Origin of the sequence: Pontimicrobium sp. IMCC45349 (assembly GCF_047219225.1) — a bacterium.
In the GTDB taxonomy this organism is placed as follows: Bacteria; Bacteroidota; Bacteroidia; order Flavobacteriales; family Flavobacteriaceae; genus IMCC45349.
The window spans coordinates 3,149,912-3,169,376 of record NZ_CP178208.1; the positions used below are offsets into that span (position 1 = coordinate 3,149,912).

Annotated in this window: 16 protein-coding genes; 12 read left to right on the forward strand and 4 right to left on the reverse strand. The window is 32.2% G+C overall.

Translation table 11 applies throughout. The annotated features are described in order from the left end of the window. Positions 1 to 10: 10 nt before the first annotated feature. From ACLII3_RS14520 to ACLII3_RS14545, 6 genes are all read left to right on the forward strand, one after another. Positions 11 to 3,277 (forward strand): M1 family aminopeptidase, encoded by a 3,267-nt coding sequence (locus tag ACLII3_RS14520; protein ID WP_412985046.1) that lies wholly within the window; start codon positions 11 to 13, stop codon positions 3,275 to 3,277. Positions 3,278 to 3,426: 149 nt separating this feature from the next. Continuing rightward, positions 3,427 to 3,969 (forward strand): 2'-5' RNA ligase family protein, encoded by a 543-nt coding sequence (locus ACLII3_RS14525; protein ID WP_412985048.1) that lies wholly within the window; start codon positions 3,427 to 3,429, stop codon positions 3,967 to 3,969. 484 nt (positions 3,970 to 4,453) lie between these two features. After that, positions 4,454 to 5,311 (forward strand): sensor histidine kinase, encoded by an 858-nt coding sequence (locus ACLII3_RS14530; protein ID WP_412985050.1) that lies wholly within the window; start codon positions 4,454 to 4,456, stop codon positions 5,309 to 5,311. Continuing rightward, positions 5,311 to 6,015 carry a LytR/AlgR family response regulator transcription factor gene (locus tag ACLII3_RS14535; protein WP_412985052.1) on the forward strand — a complete coding sequence of 235 codons (705 nt, stop codon included), beginning with the start codon at positions 5,311 to 5,313 and terminating at the stop codon, positions 6,013 to 6,015. The genes ACLII3_RS14530 and ACLII3_RS14535 overlap by 1 nt, the downstream gene beginning before the upstream one ends. 109 nt (positions 6,016 to 6,124) lie before the next feature. Continuing rightward, positions 6,125 to 7,558 carry a serine hydrolase gene (locus tag ACLII3_RS14540; protein WP_412985054.1) on the forward strand — a complete coding sequence of 478 codons (1,434 nt, stop codon included), beginning with the start codon at positions 6,125 to 6,127 and terminating at the stop codon, positions 7,556 to 7,558. A gap of 1 nt (position 7,559) precedes the next feature. After that, positions 7,560 to 8,240 (forward strand): CPBP family intramembrane glutamic endopeptidase, encoded by a 681-nt coding sequence (locus tag ACLII3_RS14545; protein ID WP_412985056.1) that lies wholly within the window; start codon positions 7,560 to 7,562, stop codon positions 8,238 to 8,240. 100 nt (positions 8,241 to 8,340) lie between these two features. Here the strand turns inward: ACLII3_RS14545 and ACLII3_RS14550 are convergent, their stop codons facing one another. Next, the gene (locus ACLII3_RS14550; protein WP_412985058.1) at positions 8,341 to 8,697 is read right to left on the reverse strand and encodes a winged helix-turn-helix transcriptional regulator; all 357 of its coding nucleotides are present in this window, start codon (positions 8,695 to 8,697) and stop codon (positions 8,341 to 8,343) included. A 108-nt stretch (positions 8,698 to 8,805) separates the two neighbouring features. On the opposite strand from ACLII3_RS14550, the gene ACLII3_RS14555 reads away from it, so the two are divergent. Together ACLII3_RS14555 and ACLII3_RS14560 are read left to right on the forward strand one after the other, a co-directional pair. Continuing rightward, positions 8,806 to 9,879 carry an alkene reductase gene (locus ACLII3_RS14555; protein WP_412985060.1) on the forward strand — a complete coding sequence of 358 codons (1,074 nt, stop codon included), beginning with the start codon at positions 8,806 to 8,808 and terminating at the stop codon, positions 9,877 to 9,879. A 12-nt stretch (positions 9,880 to 9,891) separates the two neighbouring features. Continuing rightward, positions 9,892 to 10,347 carry a RidA family protein gene (locus tag ACLII3_RS14560; protein WP_412985062.1) on the forward strand — a complete coding sequence of 152 codons (456 nt, stop codon included), beginning with the start codon at positions 9,892 to 9,894 and terminating at the stop codon, positions 10,345 to 10,347. Positions 10,348 to 10,635: 288 nt separating this feature from the next. Here ACLII3_RS14560 and ACLII3_RS14565 read toward each other — a convergent pair whose 3' ends face one another. The 3 genes from ACLII3_RS14565 to ACLII3_RS14575 all read right to left on the reverse strand — a co-directional run bounded on the left by ACLII3_RS14565 (position 10,636) and on the right by ACLII3_RS14575 (position 13,869). Next, complete coding sequence (locus ACLII3_RS14565) at positions 10,636 to 11,166, reverse strand: DUF4251 domain-containing protein (protein ID WP_412985064.1); 531 nt, start codon at positions 11,164 to 11,166, stop codon at positions 10,636 to 10,638. A 184-nt stretch (positions 11,167 to 11,350) separates the two neighbouring features. Beyond that, on the reverse strand, positions 11,351 to 11,731 hold the full coding sequence (locus ACLII3_RS14570; RefSeq protein WP_412985066.1) for a hypothetical protein: 381 nt from the start codon (positions 11,729 to 11,731) through the stop codon (positions 11,351 to 11,353). Positions 11,732 to 11,757: 26 nt separating this feature from the next. Continuing rightward, positions 11,758 to 13,869, reverse strand: coding sequence for an elongation factor G (locus ACLII3_RS14575; RefSeq protein WP_412985068.1), 2,112 nt, complete (start codon positions 13,867 to 13,869; stop codon positions 11,758 to 11,760). 185 nt (positions 13,870 to 14,054) lie between these two features. On the opposite strand from ACLII3_RS14575, the gene ACLII3_RS14580 reads away from it, so the two are divergent. The 4 genes from ACLII3_RS14580 to ACLII3_RS14595 are packed head-to-tail and all read left to right on the forward strand — an operon-like array spanning position 14,055 to position 19,450. Then, positions 14,055 to 16,244: a T9SS type A sorting domain-containing protein gene (locus ACLII3_RS14580; RefSeq protein WP_412985070.1), complete on the forward strand. Its 2,190-nt coding sequence runs from the start codon at positions 14,055 to 14,057 to the stop codon at positions 16,242 to 16,244. A gap of 47 nt (positions 16,245 to 16,291) precedes the next feature. After that, entirely contained in the window at positions 16,292 to 16,585 is a 294-nt protein-coding gene (locus ACLII3_RS14585) for a DUF3817 domain-containing protein (RefSeq protein WP_412985072.1), read from the forward strand. A gap of 5 nt (positions 16,586 to 16,590) precedes the next feature. Further along, a complete protein-coding gene (locus ACLII3_RS14590) occupies positions 16,591 to 18,879 on the forward strand; it encodes a DNA topoisomerase 3 (RefSeq protein ID WP_412985074.1) in 2,289 nt (762 codons plus the stop codon). Then, positions 18,866 to 19,450 carry a pseudouridine synthase gene (locus ACLII3_RS14595; protein WP_412985076.1) on the forward strand — a complete coding sequence of 195 codons (585 nt, stop codon included), beginning with the start codon at positions 18,866 to 18,868 and terminating at the stop codon, positions 19,448 to 19,450. The genes ACLII3_RS14590 and ACLII3_RS14595 overlap by 14 nt, the downstream gene beginning before the upstream one ends. The last annotated feature ends 15 nt before the right edge of the window (positions 19,451 to 19,465 follow it).

Genomic DNA, 19,465 nt, shown 5'->3' on the forward strand with positions numbered 1-19,465 from the left:
AACTAAAATTATGTGGTACGAAATATTCAAATTTGAACTAAAATATAGAGTCAAACGTCCAGAGACCTACATTTTCTTTGGTTTTCTGTTGTTGTTTTCAATTTTTGGTGTTGATTTTATCTTTCAAGGTGTAGAACTCGGATTAATGAAAAAGAATGCGCCATTGGTTATAGCAAAAGCTATGGGAGCGCTAACAGGAATATTTATGATTATGGCGTCTATGATTATGGGTGTTCCCGTTTTAAGAGATTTTCAGTATGATATGGAAGCTTTATTGTTTATAAATCCCATTACTAAACGTGATTATCTACTAGGGCGATTTTTAGGGTCTTCTGTAGTTTTATTATTTGTTTTTAGTGGTTTGTTGTTCGGAATGATGATTGGCTCACAAATGCCATGGCATAAAGCGGAACACATGTTAGCATTTAATGCATTTCACTATCTGCAACCTTTTATGGTAGTTGTATTGCCAAGTTTGTTTTTTGGAGCTTGTTTGTTTTTTGTTTCAGGTATGCTAAGCAAAAAACTCTTAGTCGTATATACCCAAGGAATTTTTCTTTTTGTAGTGTTTATGCTCACAAAAGCCATTACAAATGAATATTTACAAGGCTTATTAGATCCATTTTCATTAACCACTTTAACACAAGTATCTAAAGACTGGACAGTTTTAGAACGAAATCAGACAAACATTTCATTAGAAGGCATATTACTTCATAGCAAAGTACTTTGGGTTGGCTTAGGTGTTTTAATTTTGATGTATGGCTATCGAAAATTTTCGTTTAGTGCCTTAGCTAAATCCCAAAAAAAGAAACTGAAGCCAGTCAAATCAAGCAAAGAGCATTCAAATACAGAATATACCATTCCGAGTATTACTGTACAAAGTAGACTAAAATCGCAATGGATCCAATTACTGGAATTGACTACATTTTATACACGATTACTTTTAAAAGAAACCGCTTTTTGGGCCATTGTGATTTGCGGAATCATCATCATTCTTATCAATTCGGTAAACTTAGGTACAACATATGGTGTAGATAGTTATCCTGCTACACATTTTATTATTGCCGAATTACAAGAGATGTCCATGTACTTTTTCATTATCATTTTATTATTCTATTCTGGAGAACTTATTTGGAAAGAACGCAACACTAACATATTTGTTCTTAACGACTCTACAATAATTAGCAGTATCATTAGCCTCACAAGTAAGCTTATTTCACTTATTAATATCTACGCAATTATTATGATAAGTTTAATCATAACAGGTGTATCATTTCAGGCTGTAAGTGGTTATTATAAATTTGAGTTAGGCGTTTATTGTTTTGGATTCTTTGTCGAAATTCTTCCGTTTTTAATCTTGTATACGATCATCGCTTTTTTCTTTCAAGCCATCAGTAAAAATAAGTTTATTGGCATCATTTTCACATTAATATTCTTTATCCTTAATATGGTAACCGAAGCTTTTGGATATACACATGGCTTATACAAATTTGGAGGTAAAACACTAGGTGCATATTCAGACATGAATGGATATGGCCATTTGTTACCTTCTTATCTATGGACAAAAGTATATTGGTTGTTATTCGGAATACTTCTCTTAATAATTAGCGCATTAATTATGAATAGAGGAACCGCATCTAGTTTATGGCAACGCATAAGAACCTTTAAGCATCAGCTGACCAAGCCAATCTTATACGTAAGCAGTGCACTAATAGTATTTTTTATAAGTGTTGGAGCTTATATCTTTTATAATACGAATGTATTAAATGACTATTGGACTAGCGATGAGCAAAAGCGATTTAGGGTGAACTATGAAAACACATTAAAACCTTTAGAATATGTGCCTCAACCAAAAATAACAGACGTCAACTTAGAAGTGGAGTTATATCCAAGCAAAAGAAGTTATGATATAAAAGGAAGCTATATTTTGAAAAACACCACCAATTCACCAATCCATGAAATTCATATTCAAAAGTTAATTGCATCACATGTTGTACTAAAAGACATAAGATTTGAAGGAGGAGCAGAGGCTGATACTAAATATTCCGAATTTGATTATACCATCTATAGATTATCGAAACCTTTAGAAGTAAATGCAACTGTAACCATGAATTTTAGGCAAACTTATATCCCAAAAGGATTTAAGGAAGGACGACCAGATACCAGAATGGTATATAATGGAACCTTTATAGATAATACAGTTTTACCAACCTTAGGTTATAATAGGAAATATGAAATATCTAATGAAGATGATAGAATAGATTATGGCTTACCATCAAGACCAAATAAGCCTAAGATTGATAATGAAAACGAATTGGTAAATGCACGTTCAGGTAGCGATTCCGATGGCATTAATTTAGAAGTGATTATTGGGACTCATGAAAGGCAAACTGCCATTGTTTCAGGACAATTGCAACAACAATGGAAAAAGGACAATCGCAATTATTTTCATTACAAAACTATAGAACCCATTATTAATTTTTATTCCATTGTATCTGCGGAATATGAAATACAAAAGGACATCTGGAAAACCAAGGGGACTTCAGTAGATTTAGAAATATATCATCATGAAGAACATGACTATAATGTAGATCGAATGATGGATGCCATGAAAGTGTCTCTGAGTTATTATAGTAATAATTTCAGTCCATATCAATATGAACAATTACGAATCATGGAGTTTCCAAGATATCAGCAATTTGCACAATCGTTTCCTGGTGCTATTCCATTTTCTGAAGCCTTAGGATTTGTATTAGATCTCAATGACGAAACTGATGTAGATATGGCGTTCTATATTACAGCACATGAAGTTGCGCATCAATGGTTTGGAATGCAAATAGAAGCAGCTAATGTACAAGGACGTAATTTTGTTTTAGAAACCCTATCACAATATGCAGCTGTTATGGTATTGAAGAAAACATACGGAAAGGAAAAAACCATTCAGTTTTTAGAATTACAAAAGGAGATTTATGATAGAGAACGCAAAAAAGCAACTATGGAAGCCTCATTATCTTTAGTAGAAGCACAAGATTTTGTGTATTATAATAAAGGCGCTATTGCCATGTATAATTTACAAGAAATGATTGGAGAAGAGAAGGTGAATCTTGCTTTACAACGCTTCCTAAAAGATTGGAATACCAAAGATGGATTACTAAAATCACAGACCAAAAGATACCCAACATCAAAAGATGTATTGGGTTATTTTAAAGAAGTTACACCTAAAGAATCTCAAGAAATACTTTATAATTTATTTGAAACCAATAAGCCTTTTAACTAATTTGCCTTAAGATTATTATAGTGAATAACTGGGAGTTTAACTTCAGACTCTCGGTTTATTACTATAATAGTTTAAATTAAATAAGGAGTGTTAGAATAGTAATTAGACAAAATATAGTTATACATTAGAGACGCAAAGTTGCATTTGTTATGTCTACAATAAAAATATATAATTTAAGAATCGTACCAAAGAATCCCGTTTTTAACGATGCAATTAATTATAAAAACAAAGTGAAAAATGTATTTGGCAAGCAACCTTTATCTTGTTCAATTCCACATATAACTATTGGAGAGTTTTTAATGGATATGTCATATGAGAATATCCTGAAAAAAGCTTTCAATCAATTGTCTCAAATTCCAAAGTTTAAATTAAAAGCTAATAATCTTGGTGTTTTTAACAACTCACATACTTTGTATATTAATATTGAAAAATCTTCTAAGTTTCATGAGCTTCAAAAGTTCTTAAAAATTATTTGGATTAGGGATTTACATAGAAAATTGAACTCTTTAAAGTTATCTAGTACACCACATATTACTATTTCCAAGTTTAAAAATAGAACAATGATGCTAGAAAGTTTAGAACTATTAAAAACTAGTAATTATCAAAAGGAATTCTATATTGACAATTTAGTTCTTACTTCCAGATACAATTATGAAACTTGGAATTGGGAATTTAAAATTCCTTTGAAATAGCTACATACAATACATAAATAACAAATATTAACATTTGTGCTATAGAATATGTTTCCATTAATGTCTTCATAAGTAGCAAATATAGTATAAGATTCTATATAATTAGTAATCTAAAATTATTTTGACCTCATAAAATTTTGACTAAATCAGTAGGAGAAATAATCCACCATATTTTAGAAGTTTATGGTTTTTAATGTGCTTTAAATTTAAACAGCCTCATATATCCCCAATTCATCTATAAAATCCCCACAAACTTCTATTAGATCTCAAAAAACAGCGATAAAACTATAGTGCTAATTAGCTTTGTAGTATTTTAGTTCTTTTATATTCAAAAATGACGTATTTAAAAGTCCTATTGCATTGCTTTTTATGGTTGGTCTTATTTCTATATCCTTTAGCCTCCTTAGATAGTTCCTATCTTATTTATAGAAATTGGTTATCCTTAACGAGCATTTTAGTTGCTTTTTATTTAAACTATTTCGTTTTGGTAGATCGCTTTTTTTTAGGAGATAAAAAAGTCATCTTTTACGGGTTAAACATATTACTCATTGTCTTGTTGTATGTACTCATTGGCTATCTTGTAGATTTTACTATATTCCATCCTTCGCATAATGGTCAGCCAATTCGTGAGATAAGAAGTGGTGCGATGACTACGGTTCAAGTGATTTTGCCTATAATTTTAGGTATTGGTATGTGTGTAGGATTAAAAGTCTCTACACAATTCCATAAACAACAGTTGCTACTGCAAGAGGTGAAGCAAACCCAGTTAAATGCTGAGATTAAATATTTAAAATATCAGGTACAACCACATTTTCTGTTTAATACCTTAAATAATATTTATGCTTTGGTAGATGAGTCGCCCAATATGGCCAAACAATCCATACATACCATGAGCAAAATGATGCGTTATGTGTTGCATGAGGCTTCTAATCATAAGGTATCCATAGTCAAAGAACTAGAATTTTTAGAGCGTTATATCGCTTTGATACAATTGCGTGTGCCTTCAAATTTAACCCTAGAAAAGAACTTTCCGATTATTAATCAGCCCATACAAATCGCGCCACTAATCTTGATTACCTTTATAGAAAATGCCTTTAAACATGGTATAGACGCCATAAAAAAGAGCTATATTAAGATCGATTTAGAGATTGAAAACCATCATATAAGCTATACTGTTGTGAATTCGTATTTCCCTGAAAAAGGTACCATTACCGATTCTGGAATAGGTTTAGACAATCTAAAAAAGCGGTTGGAGTTGTTATATCCCAATCGGTTTAGCTTGCATATCACCCAAGAAAACAATGCCTATATGGCCCAATTAATACTTAAATATAAAGAATAATGCTGTCCTGTATTGTGATTGATGACGAGCCTTTAGCGCTTAATTTATTAAAAGGTTATGTAGAATCTACGCCTTTTTTAAGGTTGGTTGCGGCTTGTACTAATGCCATTGCTGCGTTTGAAATTCTAGAGAAAGAAACTGTAGATTTGATTTTTACCGATATTCAAATGCCCAACCTATCGGGAATGGAGTTGTCAAAAATGATCTTAAACCAAAAGACTAAGGTCATTTTTACCACTGCCTTTGAAGAATTTGCTTTAGAAGGTTATAAGGTCAATGCTATTGATTATTTAGTGAAACCCATAAGCTATTCCGAGTTTTTTACAGCAGCTAATAAAGCAAAGCAACAGATGCTTCAAACCTCTAATCAGGCACCAATTGACGATTATATTTTTGTGAAATCGGATTACAAATTGATGAAAATTGATTTGAAAGATTTGATTTATGTAGAAGGGCTCAAAGACTATTTAAAGTTTTATACGGTCCATTCCGAAAAGCCCATTCTCACATTAAAAAGCATGAAATCCTTGGAGGAGGAGTTGTCTAAAAAACAATTCATGCGTGTGCATCGTTCCTTTATGGTCAACTTAAAAAAGATTACGACTATTGAGCGCAATCGTATAGTTTTTGGAGATACTTATATTCCGGTTTCCGATAAGTATAAAGAGGCCTTTTTAAAATTTGTAAATTCAGATTTTCAATAATAGATAAAATCTAGGCAAACGTCTATTTATCATTCCTAGATATCTATTTCACTTTAAAATGGAGTAGCGTTTCCTCAATTTTGATGTATTCATTTAAAACTATACATCAATGATTCGAGTACTAATTATCGTTTTGCTTTGTTTATCCGAAGTATTATCTGCGCAAACCACCAATGACAAGATTGAAGAAATGCTACAAAAACATGTGGTATTAGATCAATTTTCTGGAACTATACTTCTGGCTAAAGACGGCGAAGTTTTATACGCCAAAGCCTTTGGAGATGCCAATAAGAGCTATGGTATAAAAAACAATTTGGATACTAAGTTTAACACCGCTTCAATGGGCAAAATGTTTACAGGCGTGTCCATAATGCAATTGCATGAAAAGGGACTACTGAATATTCATAATCCTGTGGTTAGCTATTTAAAAGACTTTCCTCTGGGGAATGAAATTACAATCTATCATTTATTGTCGCATACCTCTGGAGTCGGACGCTATATGAGGCATCCCGACTATCGATCGAACAGACATCAATACAGAACCATCGACGATTTGCTACCGATTATTTATGATCAAAAATTGGAATTTACAACACCTGGTGAACGCTTTTCGTATTCCAATTCGGGAATGGTTCTATTAGGTGCTGTGATTGAGCACATCACAGGACAATCTTATGCTGAATATATCACTAAAAACATTCTTGAGCCTACGCAAATGCACAACACAGCCATGAGATTTGGAGATGAAGTGGTCAGCAATAGAGCAACAGGCTATTTGAAATCTATTTCAGGAAAACATTTGAATAATAACTTTCTAAGTAGTACACCATATCCAGATGGAGGTATTCTATCTACAGTAGGAGATATGCTCAAATTTGATCAATCGCTTTACAGTTCTAGCTTAATTAATGAAACCTCAAAAAAAGAGATGTTTAAAGCTTTAAAGGTTACTTATGGATTAGCATTTCAAGTAGAAAACAGACAAGATAATCTTGTTGTTGGTCATAGTGGAGGCATGCCTGGGTTTTCGTCTTATTTTTCGAGGTATTTAAAGGATAAATACACCATTATCGTATTGTCCAATTATGATATGATTGCTAGAAATATAGCGCATTATATTGAAGATATATTATATGATGAAGACTATCAATTACCTAAAGAACGACTGCGTTTTTTTATCTATAAGAACAAAGAAACGATAACAAGTCTGGACCATTTTGATGCCATTGCGCAATACATCACAAAACACAAGTATTCATTAAAACATCCACAACGACTAAATATGATTGCTTATGAATTTGTTAGAGAAAATGACCTTGAATTTGCTATTCAACTTTTTAAATTAAATGCGCATTTGTTCCCTAATGAAGCTAATATGTATGACAGTCTGGGAGAAGCCTATGAAAAAAACAAACAATACGATTTGGCACTCAAAAACTACGAAAAAGCGGTTGCCTTAGCTAAAAAGAATGATCACAGATTGTTAAGTTCTTTTCAATCGACTTTAGAACGCTTCAAGAAAAAACTAAATAAAGATTTGTAAAATGAGAGTAGAACAAAAAAAAGAATCAAGGTTAAGTTATCTCATTGAGATTATCCTTTACATCGCTATCATGTTTTTAATTAGGGAAACGTCTATTCCTAATTCACATTATTTGGTTACAGGTTTTCTATACTCAGGAACAACACTAATTGTTGCCACCTTAATGATGAAAAGACGTGGTATCACTTGGAAAGCTTTAGGATTAGCGCGTCCCAAAAACATAAAGAAGACGCTTTTACACTCAGGAGTAATTTTTATTACGGTTATAGCTACGTTTCTTATTTTTAATATTATACAAGATCAATTTGCTGTAGCTAAAGCAAGTAGTGAAGCTGCTAAAGGCACTATTACAGGTTATAGCCTGAGTAATGGCGATTATGCTTATGTGTTTTCAGTTATTGTGTTTGTGTGGTTACAATCGGCTTTAGAAGAATTATTAGAACGAGGATTCTTAATTACTTGGGTTGAAGGTTTATTATCTAATGTAAAGTTTAGAACTGCAATTGCTATTATTTTTCAAGCGTGTATTTGGGGATTTAGACATTCCTATGATATCTCAGAACGTTCAATTTCAGTAGCTTTAGTTGGAATTGTTATGGGAATCGCTTATGTGAAATTAGGGCGTAATTTATGGTCAGTAATTATAGCGCATTGTGCCATGAATACGATGTCGCTGATTTAATTTAACCCTCTAGATCCTATTTTAGATCAGTATAATAGATGTCAATATGCGAGTTGAAATTCTTTATAAATTATTTTGAAACTTATGTTTACCCAAAATTTTAAGTTGTAGAGCAATTGCTTTGATCATCAGAATCCAGATCAATGCCTTTGCTCCAAGCACACAACTGATTTAATATAGGTAATAAATCTTCTCCTTTCTTTGTTAAAGAATATTCGACTCTTGGTGGTGTTTCTGCATAAGATTCTCTATTAATAATACCTCTTTGCTCCATTTCTTTTAGTTCATTAGAGAGCACTTTTCTGCTAATCTTATCAATTCTAATAGCAAGTTCACCAAACCTTAATTTTCTATCTGCTAATGTATAGACAATTATCGATGTCCATTTATTACCAACAATATTCATGGAGTGGGTAATAGGACACTCATTATAGTTTTCAATTAGTTTTCTTCCCATATTAGTTACCATTTGGTTACTACTTTATTCGCTACAAATCTATAAAAATATCTTTTATATACTATTAATAGTTACTTTTGGAAACTATTAATTTAATAATATCAAAAAATGAGCATATTTAAACCGTTTTCTTTAGGAAACATAGAATTAAAAAATAAAATTGTAATGGCACCATTAACAAGGTCTAGAGCAATTGATAATATTCCAAACGAACTAATGGCAGAGTATTACGAACAAAGAGCTACTGCAGGACTCATAATTTCAGAAGGGACTTCACCTTCACCAAACGGAATTGGATATCCGCGTATTCCTGGAGCATATTCTGACGCACAAATTGAAGGTTGGAAAAAAATTGCTACTGCAGTACATGCTAAAGGAGGCAAAATATTTGTACAATTAATGCATACAGGTAGAATTACAGCTAAAGTAAATATGCCAGATGGCGCTATTACACTTGCTCCATCTGCAATTCAAGCTTCGGGAGAAATGTTTACAGATAATGATGGTTTTGTCCCTCATGAGATTCCTAAAGCCATGACACTTGAAGAGATTAAGTCGAGCCAAGATGAGTTTGTACTTGCAGCAAAACGCCTTATTAATGAGGCCGAAATAGATGGTATTGAATTACACGCAGCTAATGGGTATTTATTAAATCAGTTTATAAATCCTAAATCTAACCAAAGAGAAGACAATTATGGTGGTAGTATAGAAAATCGTAGCAGATACGTTCTAGAAGTTGCTGAAAAAGTAGCCAATGCAATAGGAGGAGACAGGGTAGGAATTCGTCTTTCGCCTTATGGTGCTTTTAATGATTTGGAATCCAACTATGATGCGTTAGAGGACACTTTTATTTATATGTCGCAACAAATAGCATTGCTTAATTTGGCCTATATTCACGTGGTTGATCAAAGAGTAGCTTTTGGAGCACCAGATTTTACTACAGATATCAAAAAAACGATTAAGGAAAATTTTAAAGGCACAATAATATCTGGTGGTGATGTGAATACAATTGAAAAAGGAGAAGCTATTATTAATAGTGGATTGGATTTAGTTTATGTTGGTAGACCTTTTATATCAAATCCTAATTTTGTAGAAAAATTACAGAACAATCAAAAATTGGTTAGTCCAGATGCAGAGACTTTCTATACACCAGGCGCACAAGGTTACACAGATTATCAATAGAAAAAAGACACTATGACAGCCTTAGAAAATTTAGAAAAATATAATTTAGAACTGCCTGAGCCATCAACACCTGGCGGATCATATGTATCGGTTAACATTAGAGAGAATGTAGCATATTTAGCAATCCAATTTCCAATAGTTAACAAGGAGCACTTCTATAAAGGAAGATTTGGTAACGAGCTTTCTACAGAAGAAGGTTATAAAGCAATGGAATTATGTGCAATGAATGTTCTGGCACAAATAAAGGAAAAGGTAGGTTTTGATAAGCTAGTAGGTTTAAATCATATAGATGTATATTATCAAGCCAGTAGTAATTGGGATGAAGCGCCAAAAGTGGTAGATGGTGCTTCAGATTTGTTTTTAAAAATTCTAGAAGAAAAAGGAAAGCATTCACGTGCTATTTTTGGTGTGCAACATCTGCCTTTAAATTTTAGTGTTGGATTAACAGCCTCTTTTACGATTAAATAATAAAATGAGAAAGAAAGTTTATTTAGTGAACTTTCTTTCTCATTTCTTTTTCATTTTATAAATATTAAGTACTAGATATTAAAAAGAATTACTTCAGATTCTGGGATATTTTACATAGTATAGAATTATAGCTTACAAATGGCATACAACACATAAACAACAAATATTGACATTTGTACTATAATTTATATTATGTAAAATAGAACTTTAAAACATCAAAAAGAATTCATATATATAACACTCCTTTTTGATGCATAATGATCGCTGTTTTATTGTTAACCCCAAAAACTATTCAATTATTTTTCCTCGAAAATTTATGTTTGTTCTATGGCTACTAAATATTCTGATATCAGCATTTAAACTGGGATAAATGATAAGCTCAACATCTAATGTCTCAGTACTTTTATTTATTTTAAAATCATAAACATGCAAATTCTTATCAGAATCAAAATTATAATCAGTTGATTTAGGTACACCTTTAAACTCTATACCAACTTTATCACTATCCAAACGTCCACCCATTTGTCGTACACCAAAATATGGCAAGTATATAGATAAACTATCACCTGTTTTAATAAAATAATTTTCATTACCCATAAGGTTAATATTAGATCCAGAATCTCCAGGTGGTAATAATCCAGTATTTCCAATTAAAGAAGATGTTTGTGGTTGTGCACTATAGACCTCAATTCGCAAAGTATCTTTATCAACTATGGCTTGTACTTTTGCTAATGCTGCTGGCGTTGCTATATTTTTGGTACTATTACAAGCAACTAATACTACAGCAAATAATATAATTGTAGTTAATTTTATTTTCATAACGCAATTTTTTATTAGTATAAAAATAATCTTAATCTGTTTATTTTTAGTGTATTTCACTTCTAATTTTAGACGTTATAAGTCTAATTTATCCAATATAAGCAATAATTAGTGTCAAAAACTTATAAAAAAGGTCAAATCTGTAATAAATTTGACCTTTTAAGTTTAGGTTAGGATTGGTTAATTATAGCCATTTTAAGAAATAATCCATCATCTCTTCTTTAAGATCATAATGCATTTTAATATAAGTACGCATATCATCTTTAAGAGTATGTTGTTCATTATGTAAACGACCATCAATTTGTTCACTTAAATCAGCCTTATTAATATTAGCCATTTTATTTCTACATCTATGCATTAATTTTGAAATGGCATCTTTTTCAATCATTATCTTATTTTGAAAATGCTCTAAAGGAATTAAAGCATTGTTACTAAACTCTCTAGAAGCTATTTCTTCAAGTTTTTCTTCAAAAGTGTCCATTTCGTTAAAATGGAAACGTAATTCCCTTTTCCAAGTGTCTAAGTTAAATTTTAAGTCGCTTAAATATGATACTTTAGTTTGCATAATTTCTATTGTTTTAATGTTTATTATTAATTTACTTCTTCTTTTACTAATTGTTTTTGAACATTTGTTGGAACAGCTTGATAAGATTTAAATCGTGAACTAAAGGTTGCTCTACCTTGTGTTATAGACCTTAAATCTGTAGAAAACCCAAATAACTCAGATGCTGGTGTTACACATTTTAAAACTTGATAATGATCTTGCGTATCAATACCTTGAATTACCGAACGTCTTGATTGTAAATCGGTCATTACATTACCAACCATTTGCTCTGGTACTCTAATGGTTAATTCTTGTGTTGGTTCTAATAACTTTGGATTTGCATTAAGAAAAGCTTCTTTAAAAGCGTGTGCTCCAGCAATTTTAAACGAAATATCGTTAGAATCTACCGAGTGCATCTTACCATCATAAACCATGACACGTACATCTCTTACAAACGATTTTGTTAATGGGCCAGATTCCATTACTTCTACAATACCTTTCATTACCGATGGTAAATAGCGTGTATCAATAACACCTCCAACAATACAGTTATAAAACACTAACTTTCCACCCCAAGGTAAGTCCATCTCTTCTTTACCTCTAATATTAAAACCTTCAGGTTCTGGCATACCTTCATACCAAGGTTCAATTTTCATATGCACTTGCGCAAATTGTCCTGAACCACCAGATTGTTTTTTATGTCTGTAATTTGCTGTAGAAGAACGTTGAATTGTTTCTCTATACTGGATTTTTGGACGCTTAAATTCTGCTAATACTCCATATATATGCTCTAATGTCCATTTAATAGTAGATAAGTGTAATTCACCTTGACACCCTAAGAGCGTTTCTTTTGTTTCGTTTGAAAATGATACTACTACAGTAGGATCTTGAGTGTGCATACGCCTTAATGCATCACTAAGCTTTTCTTCATCATTTTTATCAACTGCATTTACAGCTTTTGTAATTCTTGAATCTGGATATTGTATAGGTTTTATAGTGTAACCCTCTTCTCTACTTGATAAAGTATCGTTAGTCTCAGTAAACTTTAATTTTGAAGTGGCTCCAATATCACCAACAGTTAATTTAGATACAGCTTCCTTATTTTTACCATCCATAATGTATAATTGATTGATGGTTTCAATTTCACCTGTTCTAGAATTGTAAAGTTTATCGTTAGTATTTACTTCACCAGATTTTACTTTAAAGAAAGTGATTTGCCCTAAGTTTGGCTGATAAATCGTTTTAAAAACAAATAATGTTGTTTCTGCATCTTTATCAGGCTTAATTTCATTGCCTTCCATACTTTGCTCCGATTTTAAATCGGAAGCAGCTGGTGCTACATTATCAATGAATCCCATTAAACGACCTGAACCCATATCATTTAATGCAGACACACAAAACACAGGAAATAAATCATGGTTTAACATACCAGCTTTAATTCCTTGGAGCATTTCATTTTCATTAAGTGTTCCTTTATCAAAGAATAGCTCCATTAACTCTTCATCATTCTCTGCAGCTTTTTCCACCAATTCATTATGAAGTGCATCAGCTAATGCCTTTTGATCTTCAGGTATTTCTAATTTTTCAGGCTTCCCTCCTTCTGGACCAAACTTATACATCTTCATCTTCAATACATCAATAATACATTGGCTACCGTCAACAACTATTGGATATTGAATTTTCACAGCATTATTACCTACTAATTGTTTAATACTAGAAAAGCTATCTTCAAAATCTGCATTCTCATGATCAATTTGATTCACAACAAATAAAGTTGGCTTGTGATACTTATCTATATAATTCCATATAATTTCAGTACCTATTTCAACGCCATGTTTAGCGTTAATAACTGTAGCAATAGTATCGGCAACTCTTATTGAGGAAATAATTTCACCAATAAAGTCGTCTAATCCAGGAGTATCAATAATATTAATTTTATAGTTTCGCCATTCAGTGTGAAGTGGTGTGGCAAAAACGGAGGCTTGTCTTTCATGTTCGATGTCGTGGTAATCCGAAACAGTATTTTTTGCTTCTATAGTTCCTCTACGCTTAATTAACTCAGCCTCATAGAGCATTGTTTCTGCTAAAGTGGTCTTACCACTATTATGGGCTCCTACAAACACTACATTTTTAATGTGCTTATCGTCATATATTTTCATAATAAATCATTTAAAATCATAGCTTAAAATTACTTAGTATATAGCTCGAAAAAAATGATATTTGTTAGCTTTAGGTATTGTTTTTGGCCTTAATCGTAAAAAAATACACTTTTAACTCTTTTATATATGTTAATTAGTTAAGTTTTTTAAATTTGGTAGAAACTCAAATTAAATAGCTGACCACTATGAAAAAAATTACTCTATCTCTTATTTTTCTATTCACTCTTTTAACTACTTCAGTAACAGCACAACACTCTGTTGCTCGTGAATGGAACGACGTTTTATTAGACGCCATTAGAAATGATTTTGCAAGACCTACAGTACATGCTAGAAACTTATTCCATAGTTCTGTACTTATGTACGATGCTTGGGCACTTTTTGATAGTCAAGCAAGCACTGTATTTTTAGGAAAAACCTTTGGAGGTTATAATTGTGCTTTTAATGGTATTTCTAATCCTGCAGATGCTGATGCAGCACGCCATGAAATAATTAGCTATGCTATGCTACGCTTACTTTCTCACAGGTTTGCAAGTTCTCCTGGAGGACAACCAACATTAGATAGTTTTACAACATTATTTAATGGATATGGTTATGACGACTCCTTTACATCTACCGATTATAGTTCTGGTTCATATGCTGCACTTGGAAATTATTTAGCAGAACAAATGATTGCTTTTGGAAATCAAGATGGTTCAAATGAGCAAACTGGTTATGATAATGAACATTATTTACCAGTTAATAGCCCATTAGTTTTAGAGTTATATCAAGAAAATGATTTAAATGATCCTAATAGATGGCAACCTTTAGCTTTTGCTCATTTTATTGATCAAAGTGGAAATGTATATCCTATTAGTACACCAGATTTTTTAAGTCCTGAATGGGGAGAAGTAACGCCATATTGTTTAAAACCTGAAGACTTAGACATTTTTAATAATGGTTTTGATTGTTATGTATACAATGATCCAGGACCTCCTGTATATATTCAAAACTCAAATGAAGATGGTATAGACGATCCATATAAGTGGCATTTTGCTCTAGTAGCAGCTTGGTCAGCTCATTTAGATCCTGCTGATCCAACTATGATAGACATTTCTCCTGGTGCTTTAGGAAATTATGACATCGATAATTACCCTGAAAGTTTCGCTGAATACCAAGCCTTTTACGATTTCACTAATGGTGGTGATGCAGGAACTGGTCATGCATTAAACCCTCATACGAATGCACCATATGCACCACAAATGGTTAAAAGAGCTGATTATGCAAGAGTTTTAGCAGAATTTTGGGCAGATGGCCCTGACTCAGAAACGCCTCCTGGACACTGGTTTACAATTATGAATTATGTAAGTGACCATCCATTGGCAGTAAAAAAGCTTGGTGGTCAAGGAGCTGTTTTAGGTGATTTAGAATGGGATGTTAAATGTTACTTAGCTTTAGGTGGCGCTATGCATGATTCAGCTGTTAATACTTGGGGAGTTAAAGGTTATTATGATTATGTAAGACCAATTTCTGCAATTCGTTATATGGCAGGAAAAGGACAAAGTACTAATGCTTCATTACCTAGTTACGATCCACATGGATTACCATTAATTAATGGTTTAATTGAATTAATTGAAACTGGTGATCCTCTTGCTGGTGATGCCGATGAAAATGTTGGTAGAATAAAAATTTATGCATGGAAAGGTCCAGACTTTATCAACGATCCTAATACAGATGTTGCAGGTGTTGATTGGATATTAGGAGAACATTGGTGGCCATACCAACGCGCTTCATTTGTTACGCCTCCTTTTGCTGGTTATGTTTCTGGGCATTCTACATTCTCTAGAGCAGCTTCAGAAGTATTGACTATGCTTACTGGAGATGCTTTTTTTCCTGGAGGAATGGGAACTTTTGATATGGCACAAAATGACTTTTTAGTATTCGAACAAGGTCCATCGCAAGCTATGACATTACAATGGGCTACTTATAGAGATGCATCTGACCAAACAAGTTTATCTAGAATTTGGGGTGGTATTCACCCTCCTATTGATGATATTCGCGGTAGAATTATAGGAGAAAAAATTGGTATAGATGCATTTAATCTTTCTGTAGCATATTTTGATGGTACATTAAGCGATGACACACCAACAATTGAAAGTACTACGCTTGCGTATCCTAATCCGTTTAAAGATAATTTAAGTATTAAAGTTGATTATTTAGGTGCTACAAATATTAATATGTATAGCATTGATGGGAAGTTAGTTTTAGAACAAAAAAACAATACTGATAGCAACACTATTACACTAAAAACTAACAAATTAACATCTGGATTGTATTTTGTAAAAATATTAGATGAAAATAATTCAACTTTAGCTGTTAAAAAAGTACTTAAAAACTAATTGTAATAATTGTTTAAATTATTTTTGCGCAACTTATATTTGCGCTTATGCTATCATTTTTAAACATTTTTAGAGTTGTAGCTTTCTTAGAAGGCCTCTCTTATATATTATTACTTTTTATTGCCACACCAATTAAATATTTTGGAGATGATCCTCAATATGTAAAAATGCTAGGTATGCCACATGGTTTACTATTTGTACTTTACATCATATTGGTATTTATGCTTAAGATGGAAAACGATTGGTTTAAATCAAATTACAAGTTTGCTTTGCTAATGTCTATTCTACCATTTGGAACTTTTTATCTTGATTGGCGATTAAAAAAAGAAACTAAAGCTTAAGTATTGTGAAAGTTTGCATTGCCGAAAAACCAAGTGTTGCTCGTGAGATTGCATCTATTTTAGGTGCAAATACGAGACATGATGGCTATTTTGAAGGCAATGGCTATGCGGTTACTTACACCTTTGGGCATTTATGTACCTTATTTGAACCTATTGACTACAAATCATACTGGAAAAGTTGGGATTTAAATAATTTACCAATGCTTCCAGACAAGTTTCAAACTAAAGTTTCTAACGATTCTGGTATTCAAAAACAATTCAATATTGTAAAAGGTTTATTTGAAAAAGCTGATGTTATTATAAACTGTGGTGATGCTGGACAAGAAGGAGAACTTATACAACGTTGGGTTATAAACCAAGCTAACTATACAGGTGAAGTTAAACGCTTATGGATTTCGTCATTAACTGCCGAAGCAATCAAGGAAGGCTTTAGTAATTTAAAACCTTCAACTGATTACGATAATTTATATTATGCAGGTTTTTCAAGAGCCATTGGCGATTGGTTATTAGGCATCAATGCTACAAGGCTATATACAGTAAAACATGGTGGTTATAAACAAGTTCTATCTGTAGGTCGTGTACAAACACCTACACTAGCAATGTTAGTTGAACGCTATAAGTCTATTGAAAACTTCAAATCACAACCCTACTGGGAATTACAAACGTTATATAGAGATACAAGCTTTAATTGTGAAGAAGGTCGCTTTTTAAAGAAGGAAGAAGGTGAAGCTTTTGCAAACAAGGTAAAAGACGCAGATTTTGAAATTGTTTCGGTTACGAAAAAAGATGGGAAAGAATACGCTCCAAAGCTATTTGACCTAACAGGATTACAAGTATATTGTAATACTAAATTTGGTTTATCGGCAGACGAAACTTTAAAAATTGCTCAAAAATTGTATGAGCAAAAGGTCATTACGTATCCAAGAGTTGACACTACATTTTTGCCAAATGATATCTATCCAAAAGTGCCTTCTATACTTAAAAACTTAACTGAGTATAGTACACTTATTAATCCTTTATTAGGTAAACCAATTAAGAAGTCATCAAAGGTTTTTAATGACAAAAAGGTTACAGATCATCATGCCATTATTCCTACTGGAATACAAATCAATTTACAATACAATCAGAAATTGGTTTATGACATCATTGTAAAACGTTTTATTGCCTCATTTTATGACGACTGTAAAGTAGCTAACACCAATGTTATTGGTAAAGCAGAAGATGTAACTTTTAAAACCACAGGAAAAGAAATTTTATCAAAAGGTTGGCGTGTAGTTTTTGAAGATCCAGATGCAAAAGAAAAAAAAGAATCTGGTATTTTACCAACGTTTCATGAAGGGGAATCTGGCATACACACACCTTCATTTTTAGAAAAAGAAACCAAACCTCCAAAGCAATTTACAGAGGCAACACTATTAAGAGCTATGGAAACTGCTGGAAAACAGGTTGATGATGATGAAATGCGCGAATTAATGAAAGAAAATGGTATTGGAAGACCTTCAACAAGAGCCAATATTATTGAAACTTTATTTAAGCGCAAATATATTGAACGCAAAAAAAAGCAATTACTTCCTACCACTACAGGGATTCAGCTTATTGATACTATTCAAAATAAACTACTTAAATCGGCTGAATTGACTGGTCGCTGGGAAAAGCAACTTAAGGAAATTGAAAAGGGAACTTATAATGCTGGTACGTTTATAAAAAATATGAAACGTATGGTTGACCAGTTGGTATATGAAGTCCGTAGTGAAAAAATAAGAGCTAATATATCTGCTTCTACTAATGAAACTAAGCCTTCTAAAAAGAAGACAACAAAAACTAAGGCATCAAAAATCACAAGTTTACCTTGTCCAAAATGTACGCAAGGTACTATTATTAAAGGTAGTACTGCTTACGGTTGTAGTACATTTAAAAATGGTTGTGATTTAAGATTACCATTTGAGTTTTCTGGTAAAAAGATATCAGAAAATCAATTTACACGACTACTTCAAAAAGGCAGCACAGTTAACTTAAAAGGATTTAAAACAGATACTGGTAAAATTGAAGGTTTACTTCGTTTTGATGATAATTTCAATTTAGTTTTAGAGCCAAAAGTTAAGCCCATTCCAGATGTAATTACTTGTCCAAAATGTAATAAAGGTACTATTTTAAAAGGATCTACAGCATATGGTTGTAATGCTTTTAAAGAAGGCTGCGATTTTAAAGTCACATTTAGCGATATCAAATCTAAAGCCAATGGACAAACACTTACAAAACAATTGGTTTATAATATCATTAATGGAAACGCATAAACACTTTAAAATATTTAAGCCTTATGGTTTTTTAAGTCAGTTTAAATCTAACTCCACATTTGAACAAAAGAAAAACTTTTTAGGTAGCCTCTACCCTTTTCCTCAAGGTACTATGGCTATTGGTAGACTTGATGAAAAATCGGAAGGATTATTACTTTTAACTACCAATGGTAAGTTAAGCGCACAAATTACAAGTAATTCTGTAGAGAAAGAATACTATGCTTTGGTTGATGGTGCTATTGATGATGAAGCTATTACTAAAATGAGAGAAGGTGTGTCAATTGGTTTTAATGGTAAGAAATACACAACAAAACCTTCAAAAGTTTCTAAATTAGAATATACTCCTGAGCTTCCTGAACGTTCAAAAAAAATAAGAGATGCTCGACATGGTCCTACATCTTGGATTTCTATAACACTTAAAGAAGGAAAGTTTAGACAAGTTCGTAAGATGACATCTGCGGTTGGTTTTCCTACTTTACGGTTAGTAAGAGTACGAATTGGTAATATTTGTTTAGATAGTATGCAAAGTGGTGCTGTAATTGAATTGCAAGATACAGACATACTAATTTAGCTTATCTATAACAAT

Coding starts and splice junctions, on each gene's coding strand:
- ACLII3_RS14550 (WP_412985058.1), bottom strand. CDS start 8,697: ATGGGAAGAAAACTAATTGAAAACTATAATGAGTGTCCTATTACCCAC.
- ACLII3_RS14535 (WP_412985052.1), top strand. CDS start 5,311: ATGCTGTCCTGTATTGTGATTGATGACGAGCCTTTAGCGCTTAATTTA.
- ACLII3_RS14525 (WP_412985048.1), top strand. CDS start 3,427: ATGTCTACAATAAAAATATATAATTTAAGAATCGTACCAAAGAATCCC.
- ACLII3_RS14580 (WP_412985070.1), top strand. CDS start 14,055: ATGAAAAAAATTACTCTATCTCTTATTTTTCTATTCACTCTTTTAACT.
- ACLII3_RS14560 (WP_412985062.1), top strand. CDS start 9,892: ATGACAGCCTTAGAAAATTTAGAAAAATATAATTTAGAACTGCCTGAG.
- ACLII3_RS14520 (WP_412985046.1), top strand. CDS start 11: ATGTGGTACGAAATATTCAAATTTGAACTAAAATATAGAGTCAAACGT.
- ACLII3_RS14575 (WP_412985068.1), bottom strand. CDS start 13,869: ATGAAAATATATGACGATAAGCACATTAAAAATGTAGTGTTTGTAGGA.
- ACLII3_RS14570 (WP_412985066.1), bottom strand. CDS start 11,731: ATGCAAACTAAAGTATCATATTTAAGCGACTTAAAATTTAACTTAGAC.
- ACLII3_RS14565 (WP_412985064.1), bottom strand. CDS start 11,166: ATGAAAATAAAATTAACTACAATTATATTATTTGCTGTAGTATTAGTT.
- ACLII3_RS14595 (WP_412985076.1), top strand. CDS start 18,866: ATGGAAACGCATAAACACTTTAAAATATTTAAGCCTTATGGTTTTTTA.
- ACLII3_RS14585 (WP_412985072.1), top strand. CDS start 16,292: ATGCTATCATTTTTAAACATTTTTAGAGTTGTAGCTTTCTTAGAAGGC.
- ACLII3_RS14555 (WP_412985060.1), top strand. CDS start 8,806: ATGAGCATATTTAAACCGTTTTCTTTAGGAAACATAGAATTAAAAAAT.
- ACLII3_RS14540 (WP_412985054.1), top strand. CDS start 6,125: ATGATTCGAGTACTAATTATCGTTTTGCTTTGTTTATCCGAAGTATTA.
- ACLII3_RS14545 (WP_412985056.1), top strand. CDS start 7,560: ATGAGAGTAGAACAAAAAAAAGAATCAAGGTTAAGTTATCTCATTGAG.